Origin of the sequence: Phaeacidiphilus oryzae TH49 (assembly GCF_000744815.1) — a bacterium.
Taxonomy (GTDB): domain Bacteria; phylum Actinomycetota; class Actinomycetes; order Streptomycetales; family Streptomycetaceae; genus Phaeacidiphilus; species Phaeacidiphilus oryzae.
In genome coordinates this window covers 3,049,929-3,067,360 of the sequence record NZ_JQMQ01000005.1, presented here as the reverse complement: position 1 = coordinate 3,067,360, position 17,432 = coordinate 3,049,929, and the positions used below count along the sequence as shown (strand labels likewise).

Here is a 17,432-nt window from a genome sequence, read left to right as displayed (position 1 = left end):
GAGGCCGGCCGCCGGGCGGCGGGGGCGCTCCCGGCGGCGGGTCGCCGGACCGCGAGGTGCCCGCCGAGGAGGCGGCCGCCCACCACGCCCTGGCCCGCGAGGCCGCCGCCCGCTGCGTGGTGCTCCTCAAGAACGATCCGGTCGGGGAGGCCGGCGGTGAGCCCGTGCTGCCGCTGGCGAGCGGCCGATCGCTGGCCGTCATCGGCGAGTTCGCGCGCTCCCCCCGCTACCAGGGCGGCGGCAGCTCGCACGTCAACCCGCTGTCGGTGGACGTCCCGCTGGACGAGATCCGCGCGCAGGCGGGAGGCGGGGACGCGGCCGTCGTCTACGCCCCCGGCTTCAGCACCGAGGGCGGCACCGACACCGACGACGACACCGCCGCCGCCCTCCGCGCCGAGGCCGTCCGGGCCGCCGCGGCCGCGGACGCCGCCGTGCTCTTCCTCGGCCTCGCGGCCGACCAGGAGTCCGAGGGCTTCGACCGCGAGGACATCGAACTCCCCTCCGAGCAGCTGGAGTTGCTCACCGAGGTGGTCCGCGTCCAGCCGCGTACCGCCGTGGTGCTCGCGCACGGCGCGGTGCTGCGGCTGGCGCCGGTGGCCGCGGCGGCGCCGGCGATCCTGGACGGGGCGCTGCTCGGCCAGGCCGGCGGCGGGGCGCTTGCGGACGTCCTCTTCGGGCGGGTGAACCCCTCCGGCCGGCTCACCGAGACCGTGCCGGTGCGCCTCCAGGACACCCCGGCGTATCTGTCCTTCCCCGGCGAGCACGGCCATGTCCGGTACGGCGAGGGGCTGTTCGTCGGCTACCGCTGGTACGACGCCCGCGAGGCGGAGGTGGCCTTCCCGTTCGGGCACGGCCTCTCCTACACCTCCTTCGCCTACTCCGGCCTGGCGGCCGAATCCGGCCCGGCGGGCGTCACGGTGTCCGTCACCGTCACCAACACCGGCGACCGGCCCGGCCGGGAGGTGGTGCAGTTCTACACGGCCAAGCCGGACTCCGCGGTGGTCCGCCCGCCGCGCGAGCTCAAGGGCTACGCGAGCGTGGACCTCGCGCCGGGGGCGAGCGAGCGGGTCAGCGCCCTCCTCGACCGCGAGGACCTGGCCTACTGGGACGTCCGGCTCGACCGCTGGATCGTCGAGGGCGGCGAGTACCGGGTGGAGGCCGCCGCCTCCAGCCGGGACGTCCGGGCGACCGCGGTGGTCCCGGTCGAGGGCGACGAGTTCCACCTGCCGCTGACCCTGGACTCCACCCTGGGCGAGGTGATGGCCGCGCCCGGCGGCCTCAAGGCGCTGGCCGGCCTCGCTCCGGTGCCGCTCCAGGCGGAGGAGGGGAGCGCCGACGCCCTCGGCGTTGACATCGTCCGGATGATGGCGTCCATTCCGGTCGGCCGCCTCCTCAACTTCGGCGGGGGCGCGGTGACCCCGGCCGACCTGGAGAAGCTCCTCGAACAGCTCGACTCCACCCGCCCGTAGTCGACGGGCCGGCGGCCGTTCGGCGTGGTGCGGAGGTGTCGGCGCGCGCGGGCGGGGAAGATGGCGCTCGTGGCGAAAGAGCACTTGATACTGACGTTCGACTTTCCCGACGCGGAGACCGCCGACCAGGCGTTCGCCGAGGTCAAGCATCTGCCGGGGACGCATCAGGCGGCCCGGGTGGAGCGGGACGCCGAGGGGCTGCTCCAGCTCAGGGAGGGCTGGGTGCACGACGCCGGCGCGCCGACGGTGGGGGTCGGCATCGCCGGCGGGCTGATCGGCCTGGTCGGCGGCCCGCTGGGGGCGCTGATCGGCTGGGTGGCCGGCACCATGATCGCCGGCTACGCCGAGGACGTCGCCTACCGGCATGCCGCGGAGGCGCTCACCGTGCTGGCCGTGGACCTGCCGGAGCACGCCCAGGCGGTGCTGGCCGAGGTCCGCGAGGAGGACCGCGGCCCGGCCGACCAACTGGCCGCCAAGTACGGCGCGACCCTCACCCGGCGGCCCGCCGACGAGGTGAAGGCCGGCGTCGAGGCGGCCGAGCGCCAGGCCGAGCAGCAGGCGGACGAGGGCGCTGCCGGGCGTCCCGGCGAAGACGCCGACGCCCCGGCCGCCGGGCAGTCCGCGGGCGAGGCCGCCACCGGGGCCACCGCCGCCGGGCAGTCCCCGGCGGAGGCCCCCGCCGGGGCCACCGAGCAGCCCGATCCGCAGTCCGGGCGGGGCCCGGACGCCGACCGGTAGGCCGCGCCGGGCGCCCGCAGGGAACGGCGGGGACGGGCCGGCGGCGAGAGGGTCCCGGGGGAAGTCCGGTGCTCTAACGTGGACCCTCTGAGGACGTCCTGCGCGGCGTCCTTACCGCCCTCTCACCGACCCCGGAGAGAATCACCGCCGTGACCCAGACCGTACTGCTGGCCGAGGACGACCGAGCCATCCGCGATTCCCTGGTACGCCTTCTCACGGTGGAGGGATACCAGGTCACCGGCGTGGCCGACGGGATCCAGGCCCTGGCCGCGGTGCACAAGGCCAAGCCGGACGTGTTGGTGCTGGACGTGATGATGCCCGGCATCGACGGACTGGCGGTCTGCCGAGTGCTCCGCGCGGAGAACGACCGCACGCCGATCCTGATGCTGACCGCCCGGGTGGAGACCTCCGACCGGGTGGCCGGGCTGGACGCCGGCGCCGACGACTACATGGTCAAGCCCTTCGAGGCGGAGGAGCTGCTGGCCAGGCTGCGCGCGCTGCTGCGCCGGGCGGTGGCGGTGGGCGGCGAAGGCGGCTCGGACGGCGGAGCGGTCGACGGCGGTGCGAGCGCGGTCTCCGCCGTCCCGGACAGCGTGATCACCGTCGCCGACCTGCGGGTCGACCCGACGGCCCGCCGGGTGTGGCGCGGCGACACCGAGGTGCAGCTCTCCCGCACCGAGTACGACCTCCTCGAACTGCTGGCCAGGAACGCCGGCATCGTCCTCGACCACGCCACGGTCTACGACCGGATCTGGGGCTACGACTTCGGCCCCGGGTCCAAGAACCTCGCGGTCTACATCGGCTATCTGCGCCGGAAGCTCGACCTGCCGGGCACCCCGCAGCTGATCCACACGGTCCGCGGCGTCGGCTACACGCTGCGCGAGCCGTGAGCGGTAGGCGGCCGTGCGCCGCGGCCCCGCCCGGAGACTGACAGAACCCCTGTGAAGAGCGATCCGCGATGACCGAACTCCGCGCCCGCCTGCGCGACCGGCTGCTGCGCCTCCGGGACGCCACGCCCGTGGTCGGGCTGCGGATGCGCTTCGCGGTCGCCTTCGCCTGCGTGGCCGCCCTGGTCGCGCTGCTGGTCGGCGGCCTGACCTACGACTCGGCGGCGAACCTGATCCGGAACGACCGGGCGAAGGAGTTCCAGCAGGCGCAGGAGAACCTGGTCGCGGCCACCCAGGAGCAGACCCTCTCGCCGGACGACTTCGCCGCCTCGGACCAGAAGCGCGAGCGCCTCGACGACCGGCTGACCCTGGACGGCGGGCTGGCCATACAGGTGCTGGACAGGGCGGGACGGATCGCGGTGCCGGCCAAGCCGGATCCGCTGCCGGTCGGCGTCCAGGAGAAGCGGCTCGCCGAGGCGTCCTCGCGGGGGCTGATCCACGACCGCTGGGCGGTGGTCTCCGGGGACAGCATGAAGGTGGTGACGGTCTCGCTCGGTGGCGGCCGGGGCGCCGTCCAGCTGGCCGAGCGGATGTCCGCCACCGAGGACCTGCTGGACACCCTGCGTGAGCGGACCGCGCTGCTGGCGCTCTGCGTGGTGGTCGCGGCCGGCGGGGTCGGCTGGTGGGTGGCCGGGCGGATCACCCGGCGGCTGGTCCGGCTGACCGGCTCGGCCGAGGAGGTGGCCTCCACCGGGCGGCTGGACACCGATGTGCCGGTGGCCGGCCGGGACGAGGTCGGCCGGCTCGGCCGGGCCTTCGACCACATGCTGGGCCGGCTGGCCCGCTCCAAGGACGACCAGCGGCGGCTGGTCCAGGACGCCGGCCACGAGCTGCGTACCCCGCTCACCTCGCTGCGCACCAACCTGGCCGCGCTCAAGCACTACGACCGGCTGCCCGAGGAGCAGCGGGCGGCGCTCCTGGAGGACCTCTCCAGCGAGACCCGGGAGCTCAGCTCGCTGGTCAACGAGCTGGTGGAGCTGGCGGCGGACCGCCGGGAGGAGGAGGAGCCGGTCGAGGTCCTGCTGGTGGACCTGGCCGAGCGGGTGGCCGCGCTGGCCTCGCGGCGGAACGGCCGGGAGATCCGGGTGCTGGTCTCCGGCGACCCGGAGGCCACGGTGACCGCGCGGCCGGCGGCGATCCAGCGGGCGCTGTCCAACCTGCTGGAGAACGCCTCCAAGTTCGACCGGCCGGAGCAGCGGCGGGCGGACGGCCGGGCGATGGACGAGCCGATCACCGTGGTGGTGCGCGGGCCCGTGCTGACCGTCCTGGACCGGGGGCCGGGGATCGACGAGGACGATCTGCAGCGGATCTTCGACCGCTTCTACCGGGCGACGGCGGCCCGCTCGCTGCCGGGCTCGGGGCTCGGGCTGTCGATCGTCCAGGACGTGGCGCGGCTCCACGGGGGCCGGGTCTTCGCGCGCAACCGGCCGGGCGGAGGGGCGGAGATCGGGTTCTCGGTCGGCCCGGCGGGCTCGTACCGGGGGGAGTGAGGGAACTGACGCCGGGTCAGGTGTGAGACCGGGATCTCCTGGCGACACGGTCCGGTGTATATCGGACAAACGCCTGCAAACTGACGCACAGTCGGTAGATTCCCCTTCAGGATGCGAGACCCCGCGCCACGAAGGGACCGCCGATGACCGCCCCGGCGACCGCCGAGCCCGCGGCTCCCGCCGCCGTGCCGAAGCGGCGCTGGATCGAGCTGGTGCTCACCGTCGCCGCGGTGCTGGTCGCCGCGTTCGGCTACGCCGACGTCGGGGCGAACCTCAACGGCCGGGTCCCGCTGGACACCGTCAAGTACGGGGCCGGGCTCGGCGTCCTGGCGCTGCTGGCGCACCTCGCGGTGCGGCTGCGGGCGCCGTACGCCGATCCGCTGCTGCTGCCGTGCGCGGTGCTCCTCAACGGGCTCGGACTGGTGGTGATCTACCGCCTGGACCACGCGGCCGGGACCTCGGCCGCGCCGACCCAGCTGGTCTGGTCCGCGATCGGGGTCCTCTTCTTCATCCTGGTGGTGTGGCTGCTGCGGGACCACCGGGTGCTGCAGCGCTATGCGTATGTGGGGATCCTGGTCGGGCTGATCCTGATGGTCATCCCGATCGGGATGCCGGCGGTGTACGGCGCCAAGGTGTGGATCAAGATCGGGCCGCTCTCCTTCCAGCCGGGGGAGATCGCCAAGCTGCTGCTGGCCATCTTCATCGCCGCGTACCTCGCGGTGAACCGCGAGTCGCTGGCGCTGGCCGGGCGGCGGATCTGGCGGATCGAGCTGCCCAGGGCGCGGGTGATCGGGCCGGTGCTGGCCGTCTGGGCGGCCTGCGTGCTGGTGCTCTTCGTGGAGCAGGACCTCGGCACCGGGCTGATCTTCTTCGGGCTCTTCGTGGTGATGCTGTACGCGGCCACCGGGCGCAGCGGGTGGATCGCGGTCGGGGTGGTGATGGTCGCCGTACTCGCCGTGGTGGTGGGCGGGTTGGAGCCGCATGTGCACAGCAGGGTGGAGGACTGGCTGCATCCGCTGGCCGGCACCGAGCAGGGGCGGACCAGCCAGCTCGCCCAGTCCCTCTTCGCCTTCGCGGCGGGCGGGCTGCTGGGCACCGGGCTGGGGCTCGGGCACTCCTACCTGATCGGCTTCGCCGCCAACGCGGACTGGATCCTGGCCACCTACGGCGAGGAGCTGGGCCTGGTCGGCCTGGCCGCGCTGCTCCTGGTCTACGCGGTGCTGGTGGGACGCGGGGTCCGCTGCGGGATCGCCCTCCGCGACCCCTTCGGGCGGCTGCTGGCGATCGGGCTGGCGGCGCTGCTGGCGCTCCAGGTCTTCGTGGTGGCGGGCGGGGTGAGCGACCTCATCCCGCTGACCGGCATGACGATGCCGTTCCTCGCCCAGGGCGGCTCCTCGCTGGTCACCAACTGGGTCCTGATCGCCCTCCTGATCCGCCTCAGCGACGTCGCCCGCCGCCCCCTCACCCCCCTCGACCCGATCCCCACCCCGCCACCCCTCCCGACCGAGCCCACCCCGCCGGGGGGCGCGCCCGGCGCCGACGCTCCCACCCCGGCCGGCCGTTCCGGCGATTCCGATGGCACCACCGACCCTGCCCCGGACGCCTCGCCGCAGGCGGGTAGCGGCTCCGCCGCGCCCGGCGCCGGCGGTCCGGACTCGGCGGGCTCGTCGCGGTCGGGCGGCCGTTCCGGCGGATCCGATGGCGGCGACCCCGCCCCGGGCGCTTCGCCGCAGGCGGGTGGCGGCTCCGGCGGGGCGGGGGCGCGTCCGGTGGGGCGGCTGCCGGGGACGGCGAGGGGAGGGGGCGGGGTGAGTAGGAAGGGTGACGGGGCGGAAGGCCAAGGGCTTGCCGCCGGCGCCCGGCGGTTGTCGCTGTCGCGTACCGGGCGGCGGGTCGGGGCCTTCTGCCTGGTGCTGGTGCTGATCCTGCTCGCCAACCTCACCCGGGTGATGTTCGTCCAGGCGAACCACTACCAGAACAACCAGGCCAACCAGCGGAACGCGATCCAGCGCTTCAACCAGAAGCGCGGCGACATCCTCGTCGCCGGCCAGCCCGTCACCGGCAGCAAGGCCACCTCCGGCGCCTACAGGTACCAGCGCACCTACACCCAGGGCCCGCTCTACGCCCCCGTCACCGGCTACTCCTCGCAGATCTACGGCAACACGCTGATCGAGGGCGTCGAGGACGCCATCCTCAACGGCACCGACTCCCGGCTCGCCCGCTACCCGCTGTGGAACGCGATCACCCGTCAGCAGGTGGCCGCCGGGAACGTGAAGACCACCATCGACCCCAAGGCCCAGCAGGCCGCCTTCAGCGGACTCGGCTCCGCGCGCGGTGCGGTCGCCGCGATCGACCCGAGCACCGGCGCGATCCTCGCCCTCGCCTCGACGCCCTCCTACGACCCGTCCCTGATCGCCGGCAGCGACCGCGCCGCCCAGCAGAAGTGGACGTCGCTGAACAACGATCCGGCGACCCCCATGCTCAACCGCGCGCTGCGGCAGACCTATCCGCCCGGTTCCACCTTCAAGATCGTGACGGCCTCGGCCGCTCTCGACAAGGGCGTGGTCACCGACGTCAACGCGGCCACCACCAGCCCGAACCCGTACACCCCGCCGGACACCGACCACCCGATCACCAACGAGTCCACCCAGGACGCCTGCACCGACGCCACCCTGATGTACGCCCTCCAGGTCTCCTGCAACACCGTCTTCGCCAAGCTCGGCGACGAGGTCGGCGAGCAGGACATGGTGAGGACGGCCCAGGCGTACGGCTTCGACGACGGCGGTCTCACCATCCCGGTCGGCGTCTCGAAGAGCGTCTTCCCGACCGGCCTGACCAGCCAGGCCTTCCTCGCCCTCTCCTCGATCGGGCAGTACGACACGGCCGCCACCCCCCTGCAGATGGCGATGGTCGCGGCGGCCGTCGCCAACGGCGGGACGCTGATGAAGCCGCATCTGGTGAGCGAGCTGGACCGGTCGGACGGCACGGCGATCGAGAGGTTCGCGCCGGAGACCTACTCCCACCCGATCGACTCCACGGTGGCCGGCGAACTCCAGGACATGATGGTGAACGTGGTCGCCAAGGGCACCGGCACCAGCGCCCAGATCCCCGGCGTGACGGTCGGCGGCAAGACCGGTACCGCGCAGAACGGCGTGGACAACAGCGGCAAGCCGTACGCCTGGTTCATCTCCTGGGCGCGGCCGTCCGGCGCGTCCAGCTCGCCGGTGGCGGTCGCGGTGGTGATCGAGGACAGCAACGCGGCCCGGGCGGACGTCAGCGGCGGCGGCCTGGCCGCGCCGATCGCCCGCTCGGTGATGCAGGCGGTCCTCAGTGGCTGACCGCCCGAGCGGCTGACCGGCTGGCGGTCGGCCGAGCGGCTCGGGAAGGATCGATCGCAGCAGCAGACCGACCAGCGGAGGACGGCCGATGAACGACGCGGATGCCGAGACCCGGGCGCGCGCGGAGCTGCCGCGCGCCGAAGGGGGACGGGCATGATCGCGGTGGTGGGCGGGGTGGCCGTGGAGACCGCGCTGGCGGTCCCCCGGCTGCCCGGCGTCGGCGAGACCGTGGTCGGCGGGCCCGCCGCGCGCCGGCCGGGCGGCCAGGGCCTGCGGCAGGCGCTCGCCGCGGCCCGGCTGGCCGTCGGCAGCACCGGGGGCCTGGGCGGCGTACGGGTGGCGATCCTCGGCAGGGTGGGCGCGGACCCGGACGGCGAGCTGGCCCGCTCGGCGCTGGCCGAGGAGGACGTGGACGTCGCCTGGCTGATGGGCTCGGTGGACGTCATGACGGGCCAGCGGATCACCCTCCATCCGGACGGCGAGTCGGCCGGCGGGCAGGCCGCCGCGGTGTCGCCGGGCGCCAACGCCGAGCTCTCCGCGGAGGACTGCGCGGCCGCCGGGGCGCTGCTACGGGACGCCGAGGTGACGCTCCTTCAGCACGGCGGCGCGGGCGACCGGTTCGGCGCCGGTGCCAGGGGCGCCCTCGCGGACCCCGGCGCCCCCGGCGTTCCGGACGAGGCCGCCGCCGCGGCCGCCCGGCTGGCCGGCGGAACGGTTCTCCTCATCCCCGGGCCGGTCGGCGAGGTGCCGGCCGACCTGCTGGCGATGGTCGACGTCCTGGTCCCGGACCGGGACGGCCTGGCCGCGGTGGTCGGCGCCGCCCCGGAGGACCTGCCGGACCTCCACGCCGTGGCGGACGCGGCCCGCTCGCTGCGCGGCCCCGCCTCGGTGGTGGTCCGGCTCGGGCCGGAGGGGGCGCTGGTGGTGGAGGACGGCGCGGTGCTGCTGATCCCCCCGCCGGCCGCGATGCCGTCCGCGACGCTGGCCGGGACGCCGACCGCGACGCCGGGGACGGCGGCCGGTGCGGAAGCAGGCGCGGGGGCCGGCGCGGGGGCCGGCGCGGTGGACGCCGGCGGGCGCTGGGGTGCCCTGGCCGGGGACGCCTTCTGCGCCGGCCTCGCGGTCGCCGTCGCCGAGCGGGAGCCGCTGCACGAGGCGGCCAGGTTCGCCTGCGCCGCGGGCGCGCTGGTGGCCCACGGCGGCGTACGGGGCCTGTCCGCGCTCCCCACCAGGGAGGAGGTGGAGAGGATCACCAGCCGGGGTTCCGCATGACGATGTGTCAGGAGCGCCCCGACCTGCGGCGTTTCTTATATTCATACATCTATGCGTATATTATGCGGCGGCTTGACCCGGCGTGTGGAGACCCCGACGCGCTCGGCTGCGAGCCGACGCACCACAAACGGCGCCGACACCGGCGCCACGGCTCAGAGGACCATCGCACGTGAGCACCGAAACCCCCGGCGCCCCCAGCCCCGTCCCCACCCCCGGGATCGGCGCCCGGATGCTGCACCGGAAGCCGATCTCCGCCCTGATCGCGGAGAGCGGCCAGAGCATCGAGGAGGGCGGTGCGGCCGCCGCCCAGGAGGCCGCCCACGGCGAGGCCGGCCACGGCCACCTCCGCCGGACCATCGGCCTCGCCCAGCTCTCGGCGATCGGCATCGGCGCCACCATCGGCACCGGGATCTTCTTCGTCCTCAACACCTCGGTCCCCGAGGCCGGACCGGCCGTCATCGTCTCCTTCGTGCTGGCCGCGATCACCGCCGGGCTGACCGCGCTCTGCTACGCCGAGCTGGCCTCCGCCATCCCGGTCTCCGGCTCCTCCTACTCCTACGCGTACGCCACCCTCGGCCAGGCGGTCGGCTTCGGGGTGGGCGCCTGCCTGCTGCTGGAGTACGGGGTCTCCGCCTCGGCGGTCGCGGTCGGCTGGGGGCAGTACCTCAACGAGTTCTTCTCGGACGCCTTCGGCTTCAGCCTCCCCGAGGCGATCGCCGCCCCGCCGGGGGACGGCGGCGTGGTGAACGTCCCGGCGATGGTGCTGGTCGGCCTCTGCTGCCTGCTGCTGGTGCGCGGGGCGCGGGAGTCGGCGACCGCCAACGCGGTGATGGTGGCGATCAAGCTGCTGGTGCTGGTGCTCTTCGTCTGCATCGGCTTCACCGGGTTCCACTCCGGCAACCTCCACCCGTTCGCCCCGCTCGGTTTCGCCGGCATCACCTCGGCCGCGTCCAGCATCTTCTTCTCGTTCATCGGCCTCGACGCGGTCTCCACCGCGGGCGAGGAGGTGCGCAACCCGCGCCGGACCATGCCGCTGGCGATCATCATCGCGCTGGGGGTGGTCACCCTCTTCTACATCCTGGTCGCGCTGGCCGCGGTCGGCGCCCAGAAGTGGACGATCTTCCAGGGGCAGGACGCGGGGCTGGCGCAGATCCTCAAGAACGTCACCGGTTCGAGCTGGCCGGCCGTCATGTTCTCGCTGGGCGCGATCGTCTCGATCTTCAGCGTCACGCTGGTGGTCATCTACGGCCAGACCCGCATCCTCTACACCATGGGCCGGGACGGCGTGCTGCCGCGCCGCTTCGCCGAGGTCTCGCCGCGGACCGGTACGCCGGTCTGGAACACCTGGGTGGTCGGCATCGGCGTGGCGCTGCTGGCCGGCTTCGTCCCGCTGGACGAGCTGGCGGACCTCACCAGCATGGGCACCCTGGTCGCGTTCTCGGTGGTCTCGATCGGCGTGATCGTGCTGCGGCGGACCCAGCCGAACCTGCCGCGGGGCTTCAAGGTCCCGGGGTACCCGGTGGTCCCGGTGCTGAGCGTCGCGTTCTGCGCGTACCTGATCTACGGCCTCCACTGGCAGACGTACGCCGCGTTCGGCGCGTGGCTCGCGGGGGCGGCGGTGGTCTACTTCGGCTACAGCGTGCGCCATGCGAAGCTCCACTCCTGAGCCGGTGCCCGCAGGCGTGTCCTTCCCGAGGAGGAATCGCCGGGGGCGCTCCCGGCATACTCTGGACGCACCATGGACGGATCCGCCGCCGCGTCAGGAGTCCTGCGTCGAGCCGCCGCGCGCACCCGGCGGGTCCTCGGCTACGCGGGCCGCGCGGCCTGGTACGCACCGGATCGCGCGGTTCCGGCGCCGCGGCTGCTCACGGTGGTGATCCCGGCGCACCCGCGCGCCCGGCGGGTGCTCGCCGCCGCCGGGATCGCCGGGGTCGCCGCCCTCGCCTGGACGGCCGAACTCCAGCTCAACGACCTGGTGTTCGGCTCCCTCGGGCCGCTCGCCTGGGCGCTCGCCGCGCTCCAGGTCTTCCCGCTGACGCTGGCCGCGGCGCGGCCGCTGACCGCCTGGCGGATCTCCTCGGTGGGCATGGTCCTCACCACCTTCGCCGAGGTCGGCCACGCCCCCTCGCCGTTCTGGCCGTGGACCATCAGCGGCTGCGTCGCCTACCTCCTGATGGTCTTCTGCGCCGCCCTCGCCCACGGCCGGGACATCGCCATCGGCATGGACCTCCTCACCGCCTGCGGGGTGCTCCTCCCGGCGTTCTTCCTGGTCGGACTGCCGCCGGTGGTGATGGCGGTGGCCGCGGTCGCGGTCACCCTGGTGCTGGTGGTCGGCGAGTCGGTGCACTCCCGCCAGGAGGCCGAGCGGCATCTCGTACGGGCCGAGGAGCAGCGCCGTCTCGGCCTGGCCCGGCAGGCCGTGCTGGAGGAGCGGGCCAGGATCGCCCGCGAGCTCCATGACGTGGTCGCCCACCACATGTCGATGATCGCCATCCAGGCCGAGGCGGCCCCGTACAAGCAGCCGGGGCTGCCGGAGAAGACGCTGCGCACCTTCGGGGCGATCCGGGAGGCCTCGACCACGGCGCTCACCGAGATGCGCCGGGTGATCGGCCTGCTCCGGGAGGAGGACGGGCAGGACGTGCAGCGCGCCCCGCAACCGGGCATCCGCTCGATCCCGGACATGGTGCGGGCGGCCAGGACGGCCGGGATGCGGGTCGACCTGACGCTGGCCGCGGGGCACGAGCCGGTGCCGGCGGTGGTCGACGTCTCCGCGTACCGGATCGTCCAGGAGGCGCTGAGCAACGCGGGCCGGCACGCGCCCGGCGCGACCGTCGAGGTCGAGGTGGTACACGGTCCAGGAGAGCTGCTGGTCCGGGTGAGCGACGACGGGGTGCCCGCCGTCCCGGACCTGGAGGCCTCGCCTCCGCCGCCCCCCGCCGCGGGCGGGGGCCACGGGCTGACCGGGATGCGGGAGCGGGCGCTGATGCTCGGCGGCACGCTGGCGGCCGGACGGCGCGAGCACGGCGGGTTCCAGGTCACCGCCGTGCTGCCGCTGGACGGTCCGTCACCGGAGGCCGCGGGCACCTCGGCGCTGGGCGCGCTCGGCCGTCTGACCCGGCAGTCGGCCCCGGCCGAGGCGCCGACCGGTGACCGGAGGGAAGGCGGGGCAGGGGAGTTGCCGGAGGTGCGACTTGGAAGAAGCGGTGGCTGAGCGGCCCTCACGCGAGCCCGGCGGGCCGATCCGGGTGCTGCTCGTCGACGATCAGGAGATGGTGCGGGACGGCCTGGGGGCGGTGCTCTCCTCGGCGCCGGACATCGAGATGGTCGGCGAGGCCGGCGACGGCCGCCAGGCGGTGGCGCTGGCCGAACGGCTGCGCCCGGACGTGGTGGTGATGGACATCCGGATGCCCGGCATGGACGGGCTCACCGCCACCGGCCGCATCCTCGGCAAGGACGGCGCTCAGGCCGCCGGCGCCCCCGCCCCCGCCGGCGCCTCGGATCCCCCGAGACCCGGGGAGGGCGTCCCCCGGGTGCTCATCCTCACCACCTTCGACCTGGACGAGTACGTCTACGAGGCGCTCGCGCTCGGCGCCAGCGGATTCCTGCTGAAGGACGCCCCCGCGCGGGACCTGGTCACCGCGGTCCGGGTGGTGGCCTCGGGCGAGGCGCTGCTCGCGCCCTCCGTGACCCGCCGGCTGATCGCCGACGTGGCCCGCCGCCGCCGCTCCGGCAGCCTGCGGCCGGAGGCCGTCTCGGCGCTCACCGGCAGGGAGCTGGACGTGCTGCGGCTGGTCGCCCGCGGACTCTCCAACGGCGAGATCGCCGAGCACCTCTTCCTCTCCGAGCAGACCATCAAGACCCATGTCGGCCGGATCCTCGCCAAGCTCGAACTGCGGGACCGCACGCAGGCGGTGGTCTTCGCCTACGAGAACGGCCTCACCGGTTCGCCGGGAGAGGAGACCTGAGAGGGAGGGCGAAACGCCCCCGTGGTGTGACGACTCGTCAGTCTTTCCTTCCTAGAGTCGGTAGATGTGACGATCACTCCGGTTTTGGTCCCGGGCCGGCGACGGGTCGAGAGCGCGGAGCCGCAGATCCGCGGGCGCGGGCCCTGGGTGCTCGGCTGCGCGGTGGCGGCCGGCTGGGCGGCCGGCTTCCCGCTGCTCTCCCACCTCGGCACGCAGCGGCTCTGGGGGGCGGCGGCGGGCGCGGGGTACGCCCTCGCGGGGGCGGCGGCACTGCTGCTGCCGCGGCGGTGGGCGGCGGGCGCGGCGGTGGCGACCGGGCTGGCCGGGGCGCTGGTGGTGCCGTACCTGCTGATCCGGCAGAACGGCTGGGCGCAGTCCGAGGTGCCGGTGGTGCGGGACTCCGCGCGGCTGTTGCTGCACACCGGCTCGCCGTACCTGGAGCACCCGCTGTGGGTGACGGACTATCACCCCTACTTCCCGGCAATGGCGTTGTTCGGGCTGGTGGGCGATCCGCGGCTGTGGTTCCTCGCGGTCTTCGCGGTCTCGCTGGCGGCGTCCTGGTACCTGCTGCGGCCGCGGGACGCCGACCGCGGGGCCGGGGCGCTGGCGGTGGCGCTGGGGGCGCTGGTCGCCTCTCCGCTGGTGGCGCTACCGGCCGCAGTCGGCGGTGTGGACCTGCCGATCATCGGGCTCTGCTGCCTCGGGACGGCGCTGGCGGCGCGGCGGCGGGCGGTGCCGGCCGGGCTGGTGCTGGCACTGGCCTGCGGGCTGAAGTGGACGGCGTGGCCGGCGGTGCCGATCGCCCTGCTGCTGCTCCGGGGACGGCGGGGGGACCCGCTGCGCTGCGGGCTGGCGGCGTCGGCGGGGACGGCGGCGCTGATCGTGCCGGTGGCGCTGCGGGCGCCGCGGGCGATGTACCGGCAGGTGGTGCTCTTCCCGCTGGGACTCGCGGGGGTGCGGACGCCGGCGTCCAGCCCGATGCCGGGGCATGTGCTGGCGGAACTCGGGCCCTCCGGGCGCGCGGCGGCGCTGGGCCTGCTGGCCGCCTGCGCCCTGGCCGTCACCTGGTGGGTGCTGGCCCGGCCGCCGCACACCGCCAGGCAGGCGGCCGACCGCCTCGCCGTGGGCCTGGCCGCGGCCTTTCTGCTGGCCCCGGCCGGCCGCTTCGGCTACCTCGGCCTCCCGGCCGTCCTCCTGGTGTGGCCCCGCGCGGCGGCGCCACCCTGCGGTGGCGGGCTGGGCGGGGGTTCCCCGCGGCCCTCAGGCGGCCCTTCGGGCCTGCCTCCGAGGCGGGGGGATCACAGCGCTGAGACGTCCGCGAGTACGGCCTTCGTGTGGGCGAAGAGTTCGGCGGGGGTCAGGGAGAAGACCGCGTTCGGCGTCCCCGCCGCCGCCCACAGGATCTGGTGGCGGGTGAGCCCCTCGTCCGCCAGCACCCGCAGCCGGGTCGCATGGCCGAACGGCGCGACCCCGCCGATCGCGTACCCCGTCGCCTCGCGGACCAGCCGCGCGTCCGCGCGTTCCACCCGCTCGGCGCTGAGCGCCGCCGCCACCTTGCGGGGGTCCACCCGGGACGCCCCGTCGATCAGCACCAGCACCGGCTCCCCGTCCACCTGGAAGACGAGGGACTTGGTGATCTGGGCGAGCTCGCAGCCGATCGCGTTCGCGGCCTCGACCGCGCTCCTCGTCGACTCCGGGAACGAGCGCTGCTCAGGGCTGAGGCCGGTGGCCTCCAGGGCGGACCGGAAGCGGGCGGCGCCACCGCCGCCGTTGGTGCGGGAGGTTGCCATGGTCCGGGACGGTAGCGAGCGGGGCGCCCGCCGGGCAATCGGTTTCCGGGGCCGCCGCCACTCCGTTCCGCCCGCTCCGCCCCGCTCCGTTCCGCCCGTGAACGAGGTATCTTGCTAGGAAGAGGATTTTCGAACCGAGGAGAGCAGCCACCATGGCCGTGCGCCGACTGAACCACGCCGTGCTGTACATCAGGGACGTCCGCCGGTCGGTGGAGTTCTACTCCGCCGTGCTCGGCTTCGGGGTGGCCGCCGAGATCCCCGGCCGGGCCGCCTTCCTCCGCGCCCCGGACAGCCTGAACGACCACGACCTCGGGCTTTTCGCCCTCGGCGGGGGCGCCCCGGCCCCCTCCCGCGGCAGCGTCGGGCTCTACCACCTGGCGTGGGAGGTCGGCACCCTCGGCGAGCTGACCGCCGCCCGCGAGGAGCTGGTCCGCCGCGACGCCCTGGTCGGCCAGTCCGACCACGGCGTGTCCAAGTCGCTGTACGCGCAGGACCCGGACGGGATCGAGTTCGAGGTGATGTGGCGGGTCCCGCGCGAGGACTGGCCGGCGGACGGCGGGGCGGGCGTCCTCCCGCTGGACCTCCAGGACGCCCTCCGCCGCTGGGGCAGCGGACTCGCCACCGGCGCCGCCGCCGGCTCGGCGACCTGAGGCCGGCCCGCTCCCGCCCCGACTCCCAGTCAAGCATTGGGTAAGTGAGCGTAGTTCGGGCCGCCGGGCCTCGCTGACCTGCAGCAGGATGGTGGACAAAGCATCGGCGTCGAGAGCGGTCCGCGAGGTAGTGGCAGATGGTCCAGGACGGAAATCCCGGAAACGAAGAGCCGGCGCGCCCCAGCGGCATTCGGCGGCGGCGGTTCCTCGCCGCCGGGGCCGCCGGAGTGGCCGCGGGCGCGGTCGGTCTCGGCATCGCCGCCTGCTCCGCCGACTCGGGCGGGCACAAGGGCCCGGCCGCCGCCGGCGACGCCTCCGCCGGCACCGGCCACGGCCCCTCCGTGCTGACCGAGAACGACCGCCCCGGCAGCCCCGACTGGCGGATCACCTCCCAGGGCCCGGCCGAGGCGATCCTCGGCTACACCGACAAGGTCAGCGTCCTGCCCGGCGAGCCCTTCGGGCTGCACGTCTCGACCACCGCCGACGCCTTCCGGGTCTCCGCCTACCGGGTCGGCTGGTACCACGGCGACCAGGCCCGCCTGGTCTGGCGCTCCGACCGGGTGGCCGGCCGCCGCCAGTCGCCCGCCGCCTTCCTCCCGGCCACCCGCACCGTCCACGCCGGCTGGGACCAGGACCTGACCGTCGGCACGGACGGCTGGCCCGAGGGCGCCTACCTCCTCCGCCTCGACGGCGAGCACGGCCACCAGCGGTACGTGCCGATGGTGGTGCGCTCGGCCTCCGCCGACGGCCGCACCCTGCTGATGCACGCCCCGGCCACCTGGCAGGCGTACAACCTGTGGGGCGGCTACAGCCTCTACCAGGGCGAGAACGGCTCATATGCGACCCGCTCGCTCTCCGTCACCTTCGACCGGCCGTACGACTCGAGCGGCGCGGAGAAGTTCATGGTGTACGAGCGGGCCGCGGTGGTCCTCGCCGAGCGGCTCGGCATCCCGCTCGCCTACACCACCGGCATCGACGTCCACCTCGACCCGACCGTGCTGCACGGCGCCACCGCGCTCTTCTCGCTGGGCCACGACGAGTACTGGACGCCGGAGCAGCGGGCCTCCGTCACCCGGGCCCGGGACGCCGGCACCAACCTGGCCTTCCTCGGCGCCAACACCTGCTTCCGCCGGGTCCGCCTGGAGAAGGGCCGCGGCGGAGGCGCCAACCGCTCGGTCGTCTGCTACAAGACCGACTGGCAGAACGACCCGGAGTACTTCCGGGACCGCAAACTGGTCTCCACCGACTTCCGCGAGCCCCCGGCCGCCGACCCGGAGTCCTCGATGACCGGCGTCTACTACGAGGGCTACCCGACGGACGCCCCCTACGTCGTCCACACCCCGGACCACTGGCTGTACGAGGGCACCGGGGTGCGCCGCGGGGACTCCTTCGCCCACCTGGTCGGTGTCGAGTACGACAGAGTCACCCCGGAGGTGCCGACCCCGCGGCCGATCGAGGTGCTGGCCCACTCGCCGCTGGTCTGCAACGGCCGGCACAGCTTCTCGGACTCCGCGTACTACAGCACCCGCAGCGGCGCCGGCGTCTTCGGCAGCGGCACCATGCGCTGGGTGGAGGGCCTGATGGCCGGGACCAGGGACGACGGCCGCGACCACGGGATGGACGCCCGGACCAGGCTCTTCGTCACCCGGACCACGGAGAACCTCTTCCGCGCCTTCGCCGCCGGGCCGGCCGGGCACACCAGGCCGGCCCGGGACAACCTCAAGGGCGTCTACGCCTAGCCGCCCCGCCGCCTCGACGCGCCTTGACGCCGCC

At 74.7% G+C, this 17,432-nt stretch carries 12 protein-coding genes and 2 pseudogenes; 13 read left to right on the top strand and 1 reads right to left on the bottom strand.

Going from position 1 to position 17,432, the window contains the following annotated elements; translation table 11 throughout:
* Positions 1-56: 56 nt before the first annotated feature.
* The 11 genes and pseudogenes from BS73_RS39620 to BS73_RS39615 all read left to right on the top strand — a co-directional run.
* The gene (locus BS73_RS39620; RefSeq protein ID WP_235215430.1) at positions 57-1,469 is read left to right on the top strand and encodes a glycoside hydrolase family 3 C-terminal domain-containing protein; all 1,413 of its coding nucleotides are present in this window, start codon (positions 57-59) and stop codon (positions 1,467-1,469) included.
* A 69-nt stretch (positions 1,470-1,538) separates the two neighbouring features.
* On the top strand, positions 1,539-2,207 hold the full coding sequence (locus tag BS73_RS34745) for a histidine kinase (RefSeq protein ID WP_152617636.1): 669 nt from the start codon (positions 1,539-1,541) through the stop codon (positions 2,205-2,207).
* Between the two features lie 149 nt (positions 2,208-2,356).
* Complete coding sequence (locus tag BS73_RS17360) at positions 2,357-3,097, top strand: response regulator transcription factor (protein ID WP_037573517.1); 741 nt, start codon at positions 2,357-2,359, stop codon at positions 3,095-3,097.
* 68 nt (positions 3,098-3,165) lie between these two features.
* The gene (locus tag BS73_RS17355; RefSeq protein ID WP_037573515.1) at positions 3,166-4,644 is read left to right on the top strand and encodes a sensor histidine kinase; all 1,479 of its coding nucleotides are present in this window, start codon (positions 3,166-3,168) and stop codon (positions 4,642-4,644) included.
* A 143-nt stretch (positions 4,645-4,787) separates the two neighbouring features.
* Positions 4,788-6,104 (top strand): annotated as a pseudogene (locus BS73_RS36295) (FtsW/RodA/SpoVE family cell cycle protein); the annotation flags it as partial.
* 489 nt (positions 6,105-6,593) lie between these two features.
* Positions 6,594-7,982, top strand: coding sequence for a penicillin-binding transpeptidase domain-containing protein (locus BS73_RS36290; protein ID WP_235215686.1), 1,389 nt, complete (start codon positions 6,594-6,596; stop codon positions 7,980-7,982).
* Positions 7,983-8,135: 153 nt separating this feature from the next.
* Positions 8,136-9,254: a PfkB family carbohydrate kinase gene (locus BS73_RS17345; RefSeq protein ID WP_037573514.1), complete on the top strand. Its 1,119-nt coding sequence runs from the start codon at positions 8,136-8,138 to the stop codon at positions 9,252-9,254.
* 169 nt (positions 9,255-9,423) lie between these two features.
* Complete coding sequence (locus BS73_RS17340) at positions 9,424-10,920, top strand: APC family permease (protein ID WP_322987273.1); 1,497 nt, start codon at positions 9,424-9,426, stop codon at positions 10,918-10,920.
* A gap of 72 nt (positions 10,921-10,992) precedes the next feature.
* Positions 10,993-12,465: a sensor histidine kinase gene (locus BS73_RS17335; RefSeq protein ID WP_051940043.1), complete on the top strand. Its 1,473-nt coding sequence runs from the start codon at positions 10,993-10,995 to the stop codon at positions 12,463-12,465.
* Positions 12,458-13,219 carry a response regulator gene (locus tag BS73_RS17330; RefSeq protein WP_265736863.1) on the top strand — a complete coding sequence of 254 codons (762 nt, stop codon included), beginning with the start codon at positions 12,458-12,460 and terminating at the stop codon, positions 13,217-13,219. Before BS73_RS17335 ends, BS73_RS17330 begins: the two co-directional genes overlap by 8 nt.
* A 483-nt stretch (positions 13,220-13,702) precedes the next feature.
* Positions 13,703-14,314 (top strand): annotated as a pseudogene (locus BS73_RS39615) (glycosyltransferase 87 family protein); the annotation flags it as partial.
* 203 nt (positions 14,315-14,517) lie between these two features.
* Here BS73_RS39615 and BS73_RS38265 read toward each other — a convergent pair.
* A complete protein-coding gene (locus BS73_RS38265; protein ID WP_161789739.1) occupies positions 14,518-15,009 on the bottom strand; it encodes a YbaK/EbsC family protein in 492 nt (163 codons plus the stop codon).
* Positions 15,010-15,161: 152 nt separating this feature from the next.
* Between BS73_RS38265 and BS73_RS17320 the strand changes: the two genes are divergently transcribed.
* Together BS73_RS17320 and BS73_RS17315 are read left to right on the top strand one after the other, a co-directional pair.
* Positions 15,162-15,659: a VOC family protein gene (locus BS73_RS17320; protein WP_037573511.1), complete on the top strand. Its 498-nt coding sequence runs from the start codon at positions 15,162-15,164 to the stop codon at positions 15,657-15,659.
* 137 nt (positions 15,660-15,796) lie between these two features.
* Entirely contained in the window at positions 15,797-17,398 is a 1,602-nt protein-coding gene (locus BS73_RS17315; protein ID WP_200886707.1) for a N,N-dimethylformamidase beta subunit family domain-containing protein, read from the top strand.
* Positions 17,399-17,432 lie beyond the last annotated feature (34 nt).

What these genes read in the sequence shown, in the direction of transcription:
- BS73_RS17355 (WP_037573515.1), top strand. Translation starts at nt 3,166, where the DNA reads ATGACCGAACTCCGCGCCCGCCTGCGCGACCGGCTGCTGCGCCTCCGG.
- BS73_RS36290 (WP_235215686.1), top strand. Translation starts at nt 6,594, where the DNA reads ATGTTCGTCCAGGCGAACCACTACCAGAACAACCAGGCCAACCAGCGG.
- BS73_RS17345 (WP_037573514.1), top strand. Translation starts at nt 8,136, where the DNA reads ATGATCGCGGTGGTGGGCGGGGTGGCCGTGGAGACCGCGCTGGCGGTC.
- BS73_RS17335 (WP_051940043.1), top strand. Translation starts at nt 10,993, where the DNA reads ATGGACGGATCCGCCGCCGCGTCAGGAGTCCTGCGTCGAGCCGCCGCG.
- BS73_RS38265 (WP_161789739.1), bottom strand. Translation starts at nt 15,009, where the DNA reads ATGGCAACCTCCCGCACCAACGGCGGCGGTGGCGCCGCCCGCTTCCGG.
- BS73_RS17320 (WP_037573511.1), top strand. Translation starts at nt 15,162, where the DNA reads ATGGCCGTGCGCCGACTGAACCACGCCGTGCTGTACATCAGGGACGTC.
- BS73_RS17315 (WP_200886707.1), top strand. Translation starts at nt 15,797, where the DNA reads ATGGTCCAGGACGGAAATCCCGGAAACGAAGAGCCGGCGCGCCCCAGC.